Here is a 16,067-nt window from a genome sequence, read left to right on the forward strand (position 1 = left end):
AGCGATGACATCCACGACTCTCCGCACCACTGCCACCGATATCTTCACGCCACCCCGACTGACGTCGAAGCGCGAACGTCTGGTGCGCGCCTCCGATCACCTCTGGCGTGTGCAGGACGCATCAGGGCGCATCCTCGGCCATCTGCGTGTCGGCGCCGAACCGCAGGGGCTGCGCTACCACGCAGAGCGCCTTCACCTGCCATCCGGTGCGTTCCGGCTCGTCGGCTCCTTCTGGCACGCCGACGACGCGGTGCAGGCGTTGCGCAACGGATGAAGCGCCCCCGGCAGGGTTCGAACCTGCGACCAACGGCTTAGAAGACCGATGCTCTTCCACTGAGCTACGGAGGCGAGCACATCTACGGTAGCAGGGCTGATGTCCGTGCCCTCACTAGAATATGAGGATGGTATCTGCCTCCGAGAACGACCGCCTCGTCTGGATCGACTGCGAGATGACGGGGCTCGACCTCTCCGTCGATGAGCTCGTCGAGATCGCCGTGGTGGTGACGGATTTCGAACTGCGACCGGTCGACCCCGGTTTCCAGATCGTGATCAACCCCAGCGACGCGGCCCTGGCCAACATGGGCGAGTTCGTCACGAACATGCACACCACCTCCGGCCTGATCGAGGAGATCCCGAGCGGCGTGTCGCTCGCCGATGCCGAGGAACAGACCCTGGCGTACATCAAGCGCTTCGTCCCGGTCGAGCGCAAGGCACCGCTGGCGGGGAACACGATCGGCACCGACCGGATGTTCCTCGCGAAGTACATGCCCCAGATCGACCAGTGGCTGCACTATCGCAACGTCGATGTCTCCAGCGTCAAGGAGCTCTCGCGGCGCTGGTACCCGAGGGTGTTCTTCCAGGCGCCCGCGAAGGACGGCGGCCACCGTGCCCTCGCCGACATCCTGGAGTCCATCCGCGAGATGCAGTATTACCGCGAAGCGGTCTTCGTCGCGGAGCCGGGACCGACCAGCGATGAGGCACGCGCGATCGCCGAGCGCACCGTGTCATCGTTCACCTCGGATGTGTAATAGAATCGTCTGGTTGCCTGTTCCGACCGGCACATGGTGGCTGTAGCTCAGTTGGTAGAGCACCGCGTTGTGGTCGCGGGGGTCGCGGGTTCAAGCCCCGTCAGCCACCCCACTCACGAAGGCCCGGACCCATCGGTCCGGGCCTTCGTCATACCCGTCGCCGTCCAGGTCGCCCCCGGCCCACGATCTAGAATCGACTGGTGTCGCTGACTGTCTGGTTCTCACTGCTCGCAGCATCCCTTGTCATCAGCTTCACACCGGGCGCCGGCGCCATCAACACCATGTCCAACGCCCTCGCGCACGGCTGGCGCCGCTCCGTGTGGGGCGTGATCGGGCAGCAGCTCGCGCTCATCGTCCACGTCGTCATCATCGCCGCCGGAGTCGGACTTCTCGTGTCCCGCTCCCCCGTGCTGTTCGACATCATCCGGTACACCGGCGCGGCGTATCTCGTCTTCCTCGGTATCCGCATGATCCTCGCGCACGTTCCCGAGCCGGCCGCATCCGACGGCACCGCACCCTCGCGGGAAGGACGGCTGTCGATGATCAGGCGCGGGTTCTGGGTGAACGTGCTCAACCCGAAGGCGATCGTCTTCTTCCTCGCCTTCGTGCCGCAGTTCATCCGGCTCGACGAGCCGGCCCTTCCCCAGTACGTGATCCTCATCGGCACGGTCGTCATCGTCGACGTGATCGTGATGTGGGGCTTCTTCGCCACCGCCGCGCGTCCCTTCCGTGCGCTCACGCGAACGCGACGTGGCGTGCGAGTGCTCAACGTCCTCTTCGGTTCCCTCTTCCTCCTGGTGGCGGGCCTGCTCCTCTTCATCCGCTGACGTGTTCGCCCGCGTAGGCTTGTCGACGATGGAGATGGATGCTGCGACCTTCGAGCAACTCGTCGTGGACGAGCTCGACCGGCTGCCCGACGAAATGGTCGACGGACTCGACAATGTCGTGTTCGTCGTCGAGGATCGCCCTGAAGACGGCAGTCTCGATCTGCTCGGCCTCTACGACGGGCTCGCGCTGACGGAGCGCGGTCACTACGGGATGGGCGAGCTTCCCGACCGCATCATCGTCTACCGGGAGCCGCATCTCGCCCATGCCACCGATGAGGCCGAGCTCAGGGACGAGGTGCACACGACTCTCGTCCACGAGATCGCACACTACTTCGGAATCGAAGACGAACAACTGCACGAGATGGGCTGGGCATGAGCACACCGATGTCCGCGCCGGGCCTCGACGAGGCCGTCGACCTTCAGGCCGCCCCGCTCGAGCCGTGGCAGGTCGTCGTCTGGAACGACCCCGTGAATCTGATGAGCTATGTCGTCCGAGTCTTCCGGACGTACTTCGGGTACTCACTCGAGCATGCGACGACCCTCATGCTGGCCGTCCACCACGACGGTCACGCGATCGTCGCCACCGGGCCGCGCGAGACCATGGAGGTCCATGCGCAGGCGATGCACGACTACGGTCTGTGGGCGACCGTTCGCAAGGCACCGGTGTGACCGAACGCAGCGTGATCTATCGTCTGGCACGCATCGAGATCGAGCACCTGCTCGGCCTCGTCGACGATCTCATGACCGTCATCGAGGACGCCGACCAGAGCATCGACCCCGCGGTCGAACGGCTCGTGCCGTCGCCCTACCCGGACGACGTCGAGGCCACGCTCGAGTTCTCATCCGCGACCCGCGACGACCTCCTGGACCGCCGCACCGCCGATGCCGCGGTGGTCCGGCGTGCGCTTCTGCCGCTCGCAGATGAGGCCGTACCCGGCCCGCCGGAGGCGGATCAGGTGAGCGTCAGCATCCCTCAGCACGACATGGATGCATGGCTGCGCACCCTCACCGCCCTCCGACTGGTGATCGCGACGCGACTCGGGATCACCGACGATGACGAGCATGACGCCGCAGACGTCCGCTTCGGGGTGTACGACTGGCTCGCATATCGACTCGACGGGCTCATCGCCATCGCGGATGCGATGGACGAGGACCCAGGTCCTGCATGATCACGGGATCCGGATGACCACGTCCGCCAACTCCGCGGGCGCGTGACGCCGGATGTGATGTTCCTCCTGGGCGGCCCAGCGATCCCAATACGGTCGGAATCCGTCGCCGTCGCGATCGAGCGCGCGACGCTTCCGAGACTCCGTGGGGGCATCGGCCCAGACCCGCACGTCCGCCAGACGCGCGGACGCCGGATTCAGGGCGCCGCACCCCTCGAGGATCACTCCGAGAGCGGGCGAGACGGCGTGTGCCTCCGCCGGGCCCTCGAGCTCCCAGTCCCACCGCCGCCAGGTACTCAACAGTCCGCGGGCGTGCGGTCGCAGCACGTCGTGAAGCGCGCTCTCGACGCCCGCGTCGAGCCCGTCCCAGCCCGGGTAGAGCGAGTCCAGAGCGATGAGTTGTGGGCGTCCGGCCAGCGGCCATGCTGCGGCGACCATGCGCGACAGTGTGGTCTTCCCCGCTCCCGCACGGCCGTCGATCACGACGACCGGGTTCGAGGCCTCCACTGCCACGATCGCGTCGACGACGCGCACGGCACCGGCCTGCAGCGCCTGTCGGACCGGGTCGTTACTTCTTGAGGGCACGGATCACACGTGCAAGCGCGCGCCCGGCGACCCAGACGAACGGGATGCCGACGGCGAGCAACGAGACGATGTTCGGCTCGAAGCGCACTCCTTCTTCGCGACGGATGTATACGCCGATCGGAATGGACACGCCTCCGCCGCCGCCACCACCGTTGTCGTTCTCGTCGGCGCCACCGCCAAAGCCGGCCCAGGTCAGCGCCACCGGCGTGATGCTGACCCCATCGACGTCCTGAGGCTCACCGTAGGCGCTCCTCACGCCGAAGGAGGTGACTTGCTTTCCGAGGTCCAGTGCGATGTTCGGCATGGTCCAACGCTACTGGACGAAGGCCGCAGCCGGGAGATCAATCGACCCCGTGATCCTTCGGATGCCGCGCTGCGCCGCGCCCGTCGCCGCGCCCGACGTGGCGGGCGCGGGTGATGGTCGCGTTGCCGAACCTCGCCCGCGCGTCGTCGAGTGCTCCCTCGACCTTGCGCCAGTGCTCGTCGTCGTCCCACAGGGCGAACGCGGCACTGCCGGCCGGTCGCAGCTTCTCCGCGCGCACACCGACCAACCGCACAGGATCGCGGCGGTCGATCGACTCATAGAGCGTCTGCGCGGCCTCGCCGATCCGCTGTCCGACGGACGTCGGTTCCGGAAGCGTCTGCGACCTGGTGAGCGTGGTGAAGTCGTCGAATCGGATCTTGATGGCCACCGTCGCGCACTCCCAGTCCGCACGACGAAGCCTCGCCGCCACGCGGTCCGCGAGACGGAGCAGCTCGGCTCGGACGAACTCCCGATCGGTGACGTCCACCTCGAACGTCTCCTCGTGGCCCACGCTCTTCTCCACGCGCTCGGTCTCGACCGCACGCGGATCTTCTCCACGCGCGAGCTGCGCGATACGCGCGCCGAGCGCGGGCCCCACGGCGCGGTCCAACATCTCCTGCGGCGACTCCCTGATGTCTCCGATCGTGCGGATCCCCCTGGCCTCCAGAGCGTCGGATGCCTTGGGTCCGACACCCCACATGGCCCGCACAGACCGAGGCGAGAGGAAGTCGACGGTGTCGGCTGCGGCGACGATGAGCAGCCCGTCCGGCTTGGAGAGCGTCGACGCCATCTTCGCGACGTGCTTGGTCGCCGCGACCCCCACGCTGCAGGTGATCCCCACCTCGGCGTGAACCCGCTCGCGCACGAGACGAGCGATACGACCTGGACTGCCCCACAGCCGCCTGACCCCTTGGACGTCGAGGAACGCCTCGTCCACCGAGAGCGGCTCGACCAGCGGGGTGATGGATTCGAAGACCGCCATGACCTGTCTGGAGACCGCCTGGTAGCGGTCGAAGTGGGGCGTGACGATTCTCGCCGTCGGGCACAGACGCATCGCCTGCCCGACGGGCATGGCCGCCCGCACTCCGTACCTGCGCGCCTCATACGACGCACTGGAGACGACGGAGCGGCCGTCCGGCGCGCCGATGATGAGGGGCAGTCCGGCGAGCGACGGATCGTCGAGGATCTCGACAGCCGCGTAGAACGCGTCCATGTCCACGTGCAGGATCCGGGTGCCGGTGTCGTCCGCACCGTCCGGTGAGACGATGCGGCCTCGTCCATCGCCGCGCCCCATGCATCCATTCTCCCGCAGGCCGCCGACATCGGCCGCACGTATCGGCGGACGACGCAGCGACGGGAGGAGCGGATGCCTGATCCGCCCCTCCCGTCCGAGAGAGTTCCGCCCGACAGGGCGGAGAATGTACTACTGCGCTGCGCGCTCGAGGATCAGTTCGCGCACGCGCGCGGCATCCGCCTGACCCTTCATCGCCTTCATGACCGCACCGATGATCGCACCGGCAGCCTGCACCTTGCCGTCCTTGATCTTCGCCATCACGTCCGGCTGCGCGGCCAGAGCCTCGTCGATCGCGGCGACGAGCGCGCCGTCATCGGAGACGACGGCGAGTCCACGGCCGTCCACGACCTCCTGCGGCGTTCCTTCGCCGGCGATGACGCCCTCGAGGACCTGACGAGCGAGCTTGTCGGTGAGGGTGCCCTCGTCGACGAGCTTCTGCAGCGCGGCGACGTTCTCGGGCGTGATGAGCGCCGAGGCGTCTTTCTCCTGTGCGTTGGCGAGGCGGGAGATCTCTCCCGTCCACCACTTGCGCGCCGCAGCCGGGGTGGTACCTGCGGCGATGGTCGCTTCGACCTCGTCGATCAGGTTGCCGTTGCGCACGTCCTGGAACTCGAGGTCGGTGAAGCCCCACTCCGCCTTCAAACGACGTCGTCGGGTGACCGGCTGCTCCGGGAGGGCCGCACGCAGTTCCTCGATGAGGGCGGGGTCGGGCTGCACGGGCAGCAGGTCCGGCTCGGGGAAGTAGCGGTAGTCGTCGGCGTCGGACTTCGGCCGACCCGGCGAGGTCGTGCCGGTGTCCTCATGCCAGTGCCGCGTCTCCTGCGTGATGGTGCCGCCGTCGGCGAGGATCTGCGCCTGACGCTGGATCTCGTACCGCACGGCGCGCTCCACGGAGCGCATGGAGTTGACGTTCTTCGTCTCGGTGCGCGTTCCGAGCGGCGCGGGCTCCTCGCCCTCGGCGACGCGCGGGCGCAACGACACGTTCGCGTCGCAGCGGAGGTTGCCGCGCTCCAGCCGCGCCTCGGAGATGCCGAGGCTGCGCACGATGTCGCGAATCGTCGACACGTAGGCCTTGGCGACCTCAGGAGCCCGGTGCTCCGCGCCGAAGATCGTCTTGGTGACGATCTCCACGAGCGGGACACCGGCGCGGTTGTAGTCCACCAGCGAGTACTCCGCCCCCTGGATGCGGCCTGTCGCGCCACCCATGTGGGTGAGCTTTCCGGCGTCCTCCTCCATGTGCGCGCGCTCGATCGGCACAGTGACGAGCGTGCCGTCCTCGAGCTCGACCTCGACGGAGCCCTCGTAGGCGATGGGCTCGTCGTACTGGGAGATCTGGTAGTTCTTGCCGAGGTCGGGGTAGAAGTAGTTCTTCCGAGCGAACCGGCTCGACTCGGCGATCGAGCAGTTCAGCGCGAGGCCGAGGCTGATCGACGACCGGATCGCGGTCTCATTGACGACGGGCATCGCGCCTGGGAGACCGAGGTCCACCGGAGCGATGAGGGTGTTCGGCGCCGCGGCGTGATACTTCTCATTGGCCGGGTTCGGGGCCGCCGAGAACATCTTGGTGTTCGTGTTGAGCTCGACGTGCACCTCGAAGCCGAGCACCGGCTCGAACATCTCGAGGGCCTTGTCATAGTCCATCAGCTTTGCCGCGGCCATCAGCGGTTCCCTCCTGAGAGCTGGGGTGCGCGGGTGAGCAGCGGGGCTCCCCACGAGTCGACCAGTGCGGTCTCGAGCGCGGCACCGACCCTGTACAGACGGGCGTCCTCACGCGCCGGGGCGAGGAACTGGATGCCGACGGGCAGACCGTCATCGTCGGACAGGCCGGACGGGATCGAGATCCCCGGGACACCGGCGAGGTTCGCCGGGATCGTGGTGACGTCGTTGAGATACATCTGCAGCGGGTCGTCGATCTTCTCGCCGATCTTGAACGCGGTCGTCGGCGCCGATGGCGTGGCGATCACGTCGACCTGCGCGAAGGCGCTGTCGAAGTCCTGCTGGATGAGCGTCCGCACCTTCTGGGCGCTGCCGTAGTACGCGTCGTAGTATCCCGCGGAGAGCGCATAGGTCCCGAGGATGATGCGGCGCTTGACCTCGTCGCCGAAACCGGCGTCGCGCGTGGCGGACATGACGTCCTCGACGGTCGCACCGCCCTCCGGCGTCACCCGCAGGCCGAATCGCACCGAGTCGAACTTGGCGAGGTTGCTGGATGCCTCGGCGGGAAGGATCAGGTAGTAGGCGGCGACCCCGTACTCGAAGTGCGGCGTGGAGATCTCGACGATCTCGGCGCCGTTCGCCTCGAGCAGATCCAGCGACGCGCGGAACGAGGCCGCCACGCCCGGCTGGAAGCCGGAGTCCGGGAGCTCCTTGATGATGCCGACCTTGAGTCCCTTGAGCACATCGCCGCGTGCGCCATCGCGCGCCGCATCCGCGAAGGAGGGCCACGCGTCGGTGAGCGACGTCGAGTCGTGCGGGTCGTGGCCGGCGATGACGTCGTGGAGCAGACCGGAGTCGAGCACGGTGCGAGTGACAGGGCCGACCTGGTCGAGGCTGGACGCGAGGGCGATGGCCCCGTAGCGGCTGACGCCGCCGTACGTCGGCTTCACACCCACCGTGCCGGTGACGTGCGCCGGCTGGCGGATGGATCCGCCGGTGTCGGAGCCGAGCGCGAGCGGCGCCTCGAATGCGGCGACGGCCGCTGCAGAACCGCCACCCGAGCCGCCGGGAACACGGTCGAGGTCCCAGGGGTTGCGCGTCGGACCGTAGGCGGAGTGCTCCGTCGAGGAGCCCATCGCGAACTCGTCCATGTTCGTCTTGCCCAGCGGCACGAGACCTGCGGCGCGCGAGCGCGCCACGACGGTCGCGTCATACGGCGACAGGTAGCCCTCGAGGATCTTCGAACCGCTCGTGGTCGGCTGGTCGGTGGTGACGAGGACATCCTTGATCGCCAGCGGGACGCCGGCGAGCGGATGCAGCGACTCACCGGCCGCTCGCGCAGTGTCGACGGCGTCAGCGGCGGCGATGGCCCCCTCGTTGACGTGGAGGAACGCGTGCACGTCCCCGTCGACCGCGGCGATGCGATCGAGGTGGGCCTGCGTGGCCTCGCGGCTGGAGATCTCGCCCGAGCCGAGCTTCGCTGCGAGCTCGGCGGCGGTCATGCGGATGATGTCGCTCATTGCTCCTCCCCAAGGATCGCCGTCACGCGGAATCGCCCGTCGGCGGCGTCCGGGGCGTTCTGCAGGACCTGCTCGTGCGTGAGCGTCTCGCCGACCTCGTCGGGGCGGAACACGTTCGCGAGCGGGATGGGGTGGCTCGTCGCGCGCACCTCGGGCGTCGCGACCTGCGAGACCTTCGCGATGTTGTCGACGATGGCGTCGAGCTGGCCCGTGAGCCGCGTCACCTCGTCGTCGTTCAGCTGGATGCGTGCGAGCACGCCGAGATGGCGCACAAGATCAGGGGTGATTTCAGACACCACTCCAGTCTAGTTGGCACTCCGCGCAGCACCCCGCCGTGTCGCAATAGGCTGGAGGGATGACGACGTACGAGCCCCCTCGTCCCTGGATCGCCAGCTACGCCGAGGGAGTGCCGGCCGATCTGCCGCCGGTGACCGGCTCGCTCATCGACATCGTCGCGGCATCCGCGAGGGATTTCCCGGACGCCCCGGCCCTGGAGTTCTTCGGTCGCGTCACCACCTACGCGCAGATGCAGGCTGCCATCGACCGGGCGGCCGCGGGCCTGCACGCGCTCGGCGTTCGGGCAGGAGACCCCGTCGCGATCGTGCTGCCGAACTGCCCGCAGCACATCATCGCCTTCTACGCGATCCTGCGCCTCGGTGCGGTCGTGGTCGAACACAACCCGCTGTACACGGCGCGCGAGCTGCGCAAGCAGTTCGAGGACCACGGCGCGAAGCACGCGATCGTGTGGAGCAAGGTCGTGAACACCATGCAGGAGCTCCCCCGCGATCTCGCGGTGTCCTCTCTGATCTCCGTCGACATCACCAAGGCGATGCCCGCCGTCACACGGGCGGCACTTCTGCTGCCCGTCGCGAAGGCGCGCACGTCCAGAGCCGCACTCACCGAGAAGGTGCGCGGGGCCATCTCCTGGGAACGCATCGTGGCCTCCAAGCCCCTCGCCCCGTCGCATCCGATGCCGCGGACGGACGATCTCGCGATCATCCAGTACACCTCCGGCACCACCGGCACTCCCAAGGGCGCCTCGCTGAGCCACCGCAACCTGCTCTCGAACGCCGCGCAGGCCCAGGCGTGGGTTCCCACCATCCAGCGCGGCGAGGGATGCGTCGTCTACGCGGTGCTGCCGATGTTCCACGCATACGGGCTCACGCTCTGTCTCACGTTCGCCATGTCCATGGGCGCGCGTCTGGTGCTGTTCCCCAAGTTCGACCCCGAGCTGGTGCTCGCGGTCGTGAAGAAGCACCCGCCGACGTTCCTCCCTCTCGTGCCGCCGATCGCCGAGCGGATGCTGAGCGCCGCCGAGGCGGCCGGCGTCTCTCTCAAGGGCACCGGGATCGCGATCTCGGGCGCGATGGCGCTGCCGCACGAGCTCGTGGTGCCGTTCGAGGAGGCGACCGGCGGCTACCTCGTGGAGGGGTACGGCCTGAGCGAGTGTTCCCCCGTCCTCATGGCGAACCCGGTCGCCGAGCACCGCGTCGCCGGTACCGTCGGACTTCCCCTGCCCGGCACCGAGTGCCGCGTGGTCGATCCCGATGACCCGACAAAGGACGTCGCCCCCGGGGCACCGGGCGAACTCGTCGTCCGCGGCCCCCAGGTGTTCTCCGGGTACTACGGGAAGCCGGAGGCGACCCAGGAGGCGTTCGTCGACGGGTGGTACCGCACCGGCGACGTTGTCACGATCGACGACGCCGGGTTCGTCCGCATCGTCGACCGGATCAAGGAACTCATCATCACGGGCGGGTTCAACGTCTCCCCCACCGAGGTCGAGAGCGCCCTGCGTCAGCACCCGTCCGTCGACGATGTCGCGGTGGTGGGGCTGCCCAGCGAGCACTCCGGCGAAGAGGTCGCCGCGGCCGTCGTCCTCAGCCCAGGAGCCGACCTCGACGAGGAAGCGATCCGCGACTTCGCCAGGACCATCCTCACGCCGTACAAGGTGCCCCGACGTCTGTTCGTCGTCGACGAACTGCCGAAGTCGATGATCGGGAAGGTCCTGCGCCGCCAGGTCAAGGAGAACCTCATCGCCGCCATCGGCTCCCGCTGAGAGCGCGTTCTCCCAGACAACAGGACGTCACGGGCGCTACCTTTAGTCAGTGACCCCTGAAGATGCACCCCTGAACGAGACCGCCGACGACTCCCCCGCCATCCCCGGATTCGAGGAGCTCGGTATCACCGGCCCCGTCCTGAAGGCGATCCGCGACCTCGGTTACGAGACCCCGTCCCCGATTCAGGCGGCGACGATCCCCACCCTCCTCGGCGGACGCGACGTCGTCGGCATGGCCCAGACCGGTACCGGCAAGACGGCGGCATTCGCCCTTCCCGTCCTCGAGCGCCTCGACACCGCACAGAAGACCCCTCAGGCCCTTGTCCTCGCCCCCACTCGCGAGCTCGCACTCCAGGTCTGCGAGGCCTTCGAGTCGTATGCGAGCAAGATGAAGGGCGTCCACGTCCTCCCCGTCTACGGCGGGCAGGGCTACGGTGTGCAGCTGTCGGCGCTGCGGCGCGGCGTCCATGTCGTCGTCGGCACCCCCGGTCGCATCATGGACCACCTCGCCAAGGGCACCCTCGACCTCTCCGAGCTGAAGTACCTCGTCCTGGACGAGGCGGACGAGATGCTGAAGATGGGCTTCGCCGAGGACGTCGAGCAGATCCTCGCCCAGACCCCGGAGGAGAAGCAGGTCGCTCTGTTCTCCGCGACCATGCCCGCGCAGATCCGCCGTCTCGCGCAGAAGTATCTGCGCGATGCCGAGGAGATCACGGTCAAGTCGAAGACCGCGACCAACACGAACATCACGCAGCGGTACCTCGTCGTCTCGTACCAGCAGAAGGTCGATGCGCTCACCCGCATCCTCGAGGTCGAGAACTTCGACGGCATGATCATCTTCGTCCGCACGAAGAACGAGACCGAGACTCTCGCCGAGAAGCTCCGTGCCCGTGGGTACTCGGCTGCAGCGATCAACGGCGACGTGCCGCAGGTGCAGCGTGAACGCAGCGTCAACCAGCTCAAGGACGGCAAGCTCGACATCCTCGTCGCGACCGACGTGGCCGCCCGCGGCCTGGATGTGGAGCGCATCAGCCACGTCGTGAACTTCGACATCCCCACCGACACGGAGTCGTACGTGCACCGCATCGGTCGCACCGGCCGCGCCGGCCGCACCGGAGACGCGATCAGCTTCATCACGCCCCGTGAGCGCTACCTGCTCGGGCACATCGAGAAGGCCACGCGTCAGCAGCCGACGCAGATGCAGCTGCCGACCATGGAGGACGTCAACACGACCCGCCTCGCGCGCTTCGACGACGCCATCACGGCAGCTCTCGGCGAGAGCGAGCGGATCGAGAAGTTCCGCGACATCATCGGCCATTACGTGCGCAACCACGACGTCCCCGAGGCAGATGTCGCCGCCGCGCTCGCCGTGGTCGCGCAGGGCGAGACGCCTCTGCTGCTCGACCCCGCCAACGATGCCCTCACCGCCGCCGTGGAACGGGACAACCGTCCGCGACGCGACGACCGGGCCCGTCCGGCGCGCGAGCCGCGTGAGCGTCGCAGCCGTGGCGACTACACGCCGTACCGCATCGAGATCGGTCGCCGGCACCGCGTGGAGCCGCGCCAGATCGTCGGAGCCCTGGCCAACGAGGGCGGCCTCGGCCGCGACGACTTCGGTGCGATCAACATCAAGCCGGACTTCTCGATCGTGGAGCTGCCGGCGAACATGGATGCCTCGGTGCTGGACAAGCTCCGCGACACCCGTATCTCCGGCCGTCTCATCGAGATCAAGGCCGACCGCGGGGCGCCTGGTCGCCGCGACGGTGAGCGTCGCGACCGCAAGCCCCGCCATCGCAACTGACGCACGTGTCGCCGCACCGGCCTCATGTCATCCTGGTGGCATGAGATCGGTGCGGGTGATCGTGCGCGGACGCGTGCAGGGGGTCGGGTTCCGCTGGTTCGTGCGGGAGTCCGCGAACGCGCACGCCGTCACGGGATGGGCGCGCAACCTTCGCGACGGCGACGTCGAGGCTGAGCTCCACGGCACGATCGCCGCTGTGGAGTCGGTGATCGACGCGATGAGGGCGGGGCCGGCATCAGCGCGGGTCGACGAGGTCATCGTCACCGCCGCCGATCCGATCGCTCCGGCGGGATTCGAGATCCGCAGCACCGCCTGACGCGGCGGGTCGCGTCTCAGCCTCCGTGTCGTCGCGGGTCTCAGACCTCTCTGTCACCGTCGAGGGCGGCGGGCCCCTGCGTGACGAGGATGTGGAACTGCGCGGCATCCAGGATACGGATGCCGAGCTCCTCGGCCTTGCCGAGCTTGGAGCCCGCGCCCGGCCCTGCGGCCACGAAGTCGGTCTTCTTCGACACGCTCGAGGCTGCCTTGCCTCCGGCCTTGATGATGGCTTCCTGCGCGCCCTCACGCGTGTAGCCCTCGAGTGAGCCGGTCGCGACGACCGTGAGGCCGTCGAGCACGCCGCCTTCGGCCGATGCGGCACCGGGCCCAGGGTGCCCCGGCGTCGACCACTGCACACCAGCGGCAGCCCACTGCTCGACGATGTCGATGTGCCAGTCGACCTCGAACCAGTCCTTCAGCGAGTCCGCGATGATGCCGCCGACGCCTTCCACGGCGGCGAGCTCATCACGCGAGGCGTTGCGGATCGCCTCGAGCGAGCCGAACCACTGCGCGAGGGCGCGGGCGGCCACCGGACCGACGTGACGGATGTTCAGCGCGACGAGGAGCCGCCACAGCTCCTTCGTCTTCGCCTTCTCGAGCTCGGCGAGCAACTTGGTGGCCTGCGACGAGGGCTGCATGGCGGCGAGGCCCTGCTTCTTCTCTGCCGCCGTCGCGTTGCGCCGGAACGGAGAGCGCGTCTTGACCACGCCGTCGTCGTTCTCCTTGGGCAGGCCCGTCTCGGCATCCCGGACGACGACCTCGATCGGCACGATCTGCTCGAGCGTGAGGGTGAACAGCCCTGCTTCGGTGTCGAGCGGCGGTTGCTCCGGAACGCTCGGCTGCGTGAGTGCGGCGGCGGTGACCTCGCCCAGCGCCTCGATGTCGAGAGCGCCGCGCGACCCGATGTGCTCGACGCGGCCGCGCACCTGAGCCGGGCACGATCGCGCGTTCGGGCATCGCAGGTCGATGTCGCCCTCCTTCATCGCGCGCAACGGCGTACCGCACTCCGGGCAGTTCTCCGGCATGACGAACTCGCGCTCCGTGCCGTCACGCCGTTCGACCACGGGGCCGAGCACCTCGGGGATCACATCGCCGGCTTTCCGCAGCACGACCGTGTCACCGATGAGAACGCCCTTGGCCTTGACGACGTCCTTGTTGTGCAGCGTCGCCTGCCGCACGACCGAGCCGGCCACATGCGCCGGCTCCATCACCGCGAACGGTGTCGCACGCCCCGTCCGCCCCACCGAGACGACGATGTCGAGGAGCTTCGTCTGCACCTCCTCTGGCGGGTACTTGTAGGCGATGGCCCACCGCGGCGCGCGGCTGGTCATGCCGAGCTCGTCGTGCAGGGCGAGCTCGTCGACCTTGACGACGATGCCGTCCAGCTCGTGCTCGATGTCGTGCCGGTGCTCGCCGAAGTACTCGACGAACCCGATGACCTCGTCGATCGTGCCGCACACCTTGGAGTGCGGGCTGACCGGCAGCCCCCAGGACGCCAGGAGCTCGTACACCTCGCTCTGCGCACCGACGGGCGGGTTCGGCCATGCTCCGACACCGTGCACGTAGAGCGAGAGCGATTCGATCCGCAGCAGGCCCGCCTCGAGTTCGAGACCGTCCTTCTTGTCGATCTGCTGGCGAAGGCCACCGCTGGCGGCGTTGCGAGGGTTGGCGAATGCGGGGAACCGCCGCGCCGCGGCAGAACGCGCCTTGTCCTCCTCGAACGGCCGCTTCGCGCCGCGTCTGGCCTCCCAGCGGGCGCGGGCGTCCTCGTAGGCACGATCGCGGAACTCCGCCTGCGCGGCGTTGAGACGCTCGAACGCCGCGACGGGGATGAACACCTCGCCCCGCACCTCGACGATCGCGGGGTGCCCCTCGCCGCTGAGCCGCTCGGGGATGTCGGCGAGGCGCAACGCGTTCTCTGTCACGATCTCGCCCACCCGTCCGTCTCCACGGGTCGCAGCCGAGGTGAGCACGCCGTTCTCGTAGCGCAGGTTGATCGCGAGGCCGTCAATCTTCAGTTCGGTCAGCCAGGCGATGTCGCGGCCGGATGCGGCGCGCACCTTGGCGGCCCATTCGCGCAGCTCATCGATGGAGAACACGTTGTCGAGGCTGAGCATCCGCTCGGCGTGCTCGATCGTGGCGAGCCCCGTCTGCTCAGCCGCGCCGACCATCTGCGTCGGTGAGTCCTGGCCCTGAAGCTCGGGGTGCAGTCGCTCGAGCTCTTCGAGACGGCGCATCCACCCGTCGTAGGTCGCGTCATCGACGAGCGAGGTGTCGCGGCCGTAATAGGCATCCTTCGCCTCGAGGATGCGTGTGGTCAGCTCTTCTGCCTCGACGCGGGCTTCTTCGAGTGAGATGTTCTCCGGCACCCCGTCAGTCTACGAGCGCCCACCGACATCCGAGAGAGCCTCGCTCAGGCGTCCACCGGCACAGCGGAGACCGTGCGGTCGATCGTGAACTGGCCGAGCACACGGGTACCGACGTAGAGCACGGCGGTCTGGCCCGGTGCGACCCCGTCGAGCGGCACGTCGGGGACGACGGTGACGCCGTCCTCCGCGACGGTGGCACGAGCAGGCACGGGTTCGGAGTGCGCCCGGATCTGCACGTCGCAGTCGAACTCGGGCGACACCGGCGCTGCCCCCGCCCACGAGTGGCGCGCTCCGGAGATCTCGCCGATCGCGAGAGCCTCCTTCGGACCGACGACCACCGTGTTGGTCACCGGGCGCACCTCGAGGACGAAGCGCGGCTTGCCGTCCGGCGCGGGGACGCCGAGGCGAAGACCTCGGCGCTGACCGACGGTGAACGCGTGCGCGCCGTCATGGGACCCGACGACGTCGCCGTTCCGGTCCAGGATCTCGCCCTGTTCTGCACCGACCTTCTCAGCCAGCCACCCGCGGGTGTCGCCGTCGGGGATGAAGCAGATGTCGTGGCTGTCCGGCTTCTGGGCGACGCTGAGTCCGCGTTCGGCGGCCTCCGCACGGACGAGGGCCTTGGACGGCGTCTCTCCGAGCGGGAAGTACGTGTGCGCGAGCTGCTCGGCCGTGAGCACGCCCAGCACGTAGGACTGATCCTTCGCGTTGTCGGACGCGCGGTGCAGCTCCAGCCCGTCGCTCGTGGAGACCAGAGTGGCGTAGTGGCCGGTGCACACCGCGTCGAAACCGAGCTCGAGCGCACGTTCGAGAAGTGCGGCGAACTTGATCTTCTCGTTGCAGCGCATGCAGGGATTCGGTGTGCGACCGGCCTGGTACTCGCTGATGAAGTCGTCGATCACGTCGTCGCGGAAGCGCTCCGAGAAGTCCCAGACGTAGAACGGGATGCCGAGCATGTCGGCAGCGCGTCTGGCGTCCATCGCGTCCTCGATCGTGCAGCAGCCGCGGCTGCCGGTGCGCAGGGTGCCGCCGGCACGCGACAGCGCCAGGTGCACGCCGGTCACGTCGTGACCCGCCTCGACGGCCCGTGCTGCCGCCACGGCGGAGTCCACGCCGCCGCTCATCGCTGCCAGAATCCGCATG

The 16,067-nt window shown here is 68.4% G+C and carries 17 protein-coding genes and 2 tRNA genes; 10 read left to right on the top strand and 9 right to left on the bottom strand.

From position 1 onward, the window contains the following. The first annotated feature begins 4 nt into the window (after positions 1–4). The gene (locus HD600_RS14000) at positions 5–274 is read left to right on the top strand and encodes a hypothetical protein (protein ID WP_144796292.1); all 270 of its coding nucleotides are present in this window, start codon (positions 5–7) and stop codon (positions 272–274) included. 2 nt (positions 275–276) lie between these two features. Here HD600_RS14000 and HD600_RS14005 read toward each other — a convergent pair. Further along, positions 277–348 (bottom strand) — tRNA-Arg (locus HD600_RS14005). Positions 349–401: 53 nt separating this feature from the next. Between HD600_RS14005 and orn the strand changes: the two genes are divergently transcribed. The 6 genes from orn to HD600_RS14035 all read left to right on the top strand — a co-directional run bounded on the left by orn (position 402) and on the right by HD600_RS14035 (position 3,024). Continuing rightward, the gene (gene orn / locus HD600_RS14010) at positions 402–1,028 is read left to right on the top strand and encodes an oligoribonuclease (RefSeq protein WP_184284368.1); all 627 of its coding nucleotides are present in this window, start codon (positions 402–404) and stop codon (positions 1,026–1,028) included. A 36-nt stretch (positions 1,029–1,064) separates the two neighbouring features. Next, positions 1,065–1,140 (top strand) — tRNA-His (locus HD600_RS14015). An 88-nt stretch (positions 1,141–1,228) separates the two neighbouring features. Beyond that, positions 1,229–1,855, top strand: coding sequence for a LysE family transporter (locus HD600_RS14020; RefSeq protein WP_184284370.1), 627 nt, complete (start codon positions 1,229–1,231; stop codon positions 1,853–1,855). A 28-nt stretch (positions 1,856–1,883) separates the two neighbouring features. Continuing rightward, positions 1,884–2,231: a metallopeptidase family protein gene (locus HD600_RS14025; protein WP_184284371.1), complete on the top strand. Its 348-nt coding sequence runs from the start codon at positions 1,884–1,886 to the stop codon at positions 2,229–2,231. An 8-nt stretch (positions 2,232–2,239) separates the two neighbouring features. Next, on the top strand, positions 2,240–2,524 hold the full coding sequence (clpS, locus tag HD600_RS14030) for an ATP-dependent Clp protease adapter ClpS (protein ID WP_144797073.1): 285 nt from the start codon (positions 2,240–2,242) through the stop codon (positions 2,522–2,524). Beyond that, positions 2,521–3,024 carry a DUF2017 family protein gene (locus tag HD600_RS14035; RefSeq protein WP_338402247.1) on the top strand — a complete coding sequence of 168 codons (504 nt, stop codon included), beginning with the start codon at positions 2,521–2,523 and terminating at the stop codon, positions 3,022–3,024. The genes clpS and HD600_RS14035 overlap by 4 nt, the downstream gene beginning before the upstream one ends. Here the strand turns inward: HD600_RS14035 and HD600_RS14040 are convergent, their stop codons facing one another. The 6 genes from HD600_RS14040 to gatC form a co-directional block, all read right to left on the bottom strand. Beyond that, positions 3,025–3,606: a nucleoside/nucleotide kinase family protein gene (locus HD600_RS14040; protein WP_184284375.1), complete on the bottom strand. Its 582-nt coding sequence runs from the start codon at positions 3,604–3,606 to the stop codon at positions 3,025–3,027. Next, positions 3,590–3,910, bottom strand: a complete 321-nt coding sequence (locus HD600_RS14045) for a hypothetical protein (RefSeq protein ID WP_184284377.1) — start codon at positions 3,908–3,910, stop codon at positions 3,590–3,592. The genes HD600_RS14040 and HD600_RS14045 overlap by 17 nt, the downstream gene beginning before the upstream one ends. Positions 3,911–3,947: 37 nt before the next feature. After that, positions 3,948–5,204: a DNA polymerase IV gene (gene dinB / locus HD600_RS14050; RefSeq protein ID WP_184284385.1), complete on the bottom strand. Its 1,257-nt coding sequence runs from the start codon at positions 5,202–5,204 to the stop codon at positions 3,948–3,950. A 129-nt stretch (positions 5,205–5,333) separates the two neighbouring features. Continuing rightward, positions 5,334–6,863 (bottom strand): Asp-tRNA(Asn)/Glu-tRNA(Gln) amidotransferase subunit GatB, encoded by a 1,530-nt coding sequence (gene gatB, locus HD600_RS14055; protein ID WP_184284387.1) that lies wholly within the window; start codon positions 6,861–6,863, stop codon positions 5,334–5,336. After that, the gene (gatA, locus tag HD600_RS14060) at positions 6,863–8,380 is read right to left on the bottom strand and encodes an Asp-tRNA(Asn)/Glu-tRNA(Gln) amidotransferase subunit GatA (protein WP_184284389.1); all 1,518 of its coding nucleotides are present in this window, start codon (positions 8,378–8,380) and stop codon (positions 6,863–6,865) included. Before gatA ends, gatB begins: the two co-directional genes overlap by 1 nt. After that, a complete protein-coding gene (gatC, locus tag HD600_RS14065; protein ID WP_144796310.1) occupies positions 8,377–8,676 on the bottom strand; it encodes an Asp-tRNA(Asn)/Glu-tRNA(Gln) amidotransferase subunit GatC in 300 nt (99 codons plus the stop codon). The genes gatA and gatC overlap by 4 nt, the downstream gene beginning before the upstream one ends. Before the next feature lie 59 nt (positions 8,677–8,735). Here gatC and HD600_RS14070 point away from each other — a divergent pair, with 59 nt between their 5' ends. The 3 genes from HD600_RS14070 to HD600_RS14080 are packed head-to-tail and all read left to right on the top strand — an operon-like array spanning position 8,736 to position 12,553. After that, on the top strand, positions 8,736–10,436 hold the full coding sequence (locus HD600_RS14070; protein ID WP_184284391.1) for a long-chain-fatty-acid--CoA ligase: 1,701 nt from the start codon (positions 8,736–8,738) through the stop codon (positions 10,434–10,436). A gap of 49 nt (positions 10,437–10,485) precedes the next feature. After that, a complete protein-coding gene (locus tag HD600_RS14075) occupies positions 10,486–12,237 on the top strand; it encodes a DEAD/DEAH box helicase (protein ID WP_260980508.1) in 1,752 nt (583 codons plus the stop codon). A gap of 40 nt (positions 12,238–12,277) precedes the next feature. Continuing rightward, on the top strand, positions 12,278–12,553 hold the full coding sequence (locus HD600_RS14080; RefSeq protein ID WP_184284393.1) for an acylphosphatase: 276 nt from the start codon (positions 12,278–12,280) through the stop codon (positions 12,551–12,553). A gap of 40 nt (positions 12,554–12,593) precedes the next feature. Here HD600_RS14080 and ligA read toward each other — a convergent pair whose 3' ends face one another. Next, positions 12,594–14,924 carry an NAD-dependent DNA ligase LigA gene (gene ligA / locus HD600_RS14085; RefSeq protein ID WP_184284395.1) on the bottom strand — a complete coding sequence of 777 codons (2,331 nt, stop codon included), beginning with the start codon at positions 14,922–14,924 and terminating at the stop codon, positions 12,594–12,596. Between the two features lie 44 nt (positions 14,925–14,968). After that, positions 14,969–16,066: a tRNA 2-thiouridine(34) synthase MnmA gene (gene mnmA / locus HD600_RS14090; RefSeq protein WP_184284397.1), complete on the bottom strand. Its 1,098-nt coding sequence runs from the start codon at positions 16,064–16,066 to the stop codon at positions 14,969–14,971. Position 16,067: the final 1 nt, after the last annotated feature.

The sequence above is a fragment of the Microbacterium ginsengiterrae genome (assembly GCF_014205075.1).
GTDB classification, from domain to species: domain Bacteria; phylum Actinomycetota; class Actinomycetes; order Actinomycetales; family Microbacteriaceae; genus Microbacterium; species Microbacterium ginsengiterrae.

Coding starts and splice junctions, on each gene's coding strand:
- HD600_RS14000 (WP_144796292.1), top strand. CDS start 5: ATGACATCCACGACTCTCCGCACCACTGCCACCGATATCTTCACGCCA.
- orn (WP_184284368.1), top strand. CDS start 402: ATGGTATCTGCCTCCGAGAACGACCGCCTCGTCTGGATCGACTGCGAG.
- HD600_RS14025 (WP_184284371.1), top strand. CDS start 1,884: ATGGAGATGGATGCTGCGACCTTCGAGCAACTCGTCGTGGACGAGCTC.
- clpS (WP_144797073.1), top strand. CDS start 2,240: ATGTCCGCGCCGGGCCTCGACGAGGCCGTCGACCTTCAGGCCGCCCCG.
- HD600_RS14045 (WP_184284377.1), bottom strand. CDS start 3,910: ATGCCGAACATCGCACTGGACCTCGGAAAGCAAGTCACCTCCTTCGGC.
- dinB (WP_184284385.1), bottom strand. CDS start 5,204: ATGGGGCGCGGCGATGGACGAGGCCGCATCGTCTCACCGGACGGTGCG.
- gatB (WP_184284387.1), bottom strand. CDS start 6,863: ATGGCCGCGGCAAAGCTGATGGACTATGACAAGGCCCTCGAGATGTTC.
- gatA (WP_184284389.1), bottom strand. CDS start 8,380: ATGAGCGACATCATCCGCATGACCGCCGCCGAGCTCGCAGCGAAGCTC.
- HD600_RS14070 (WP_184284391.1), top strand. CDS start 8,736: ATGACGACGTACGAGCCCCCTCGTCCCTGGATCGCCAGCTACGCCGAG.
- HD600_RS14080 (WP_184284393.1), top strand. CDS start 12,278: ATGAGATCGGTGCGGGTGATCGTGCGCGGACGCGTGCAGGGGGTCGGG.
- mnmA (WP_184284397.1), bottom strand. CDS start 16,066: ATGCGGATTCTGGCAGCGATGAGCGGCGGCGTGGACTCCGCCGTGGCG.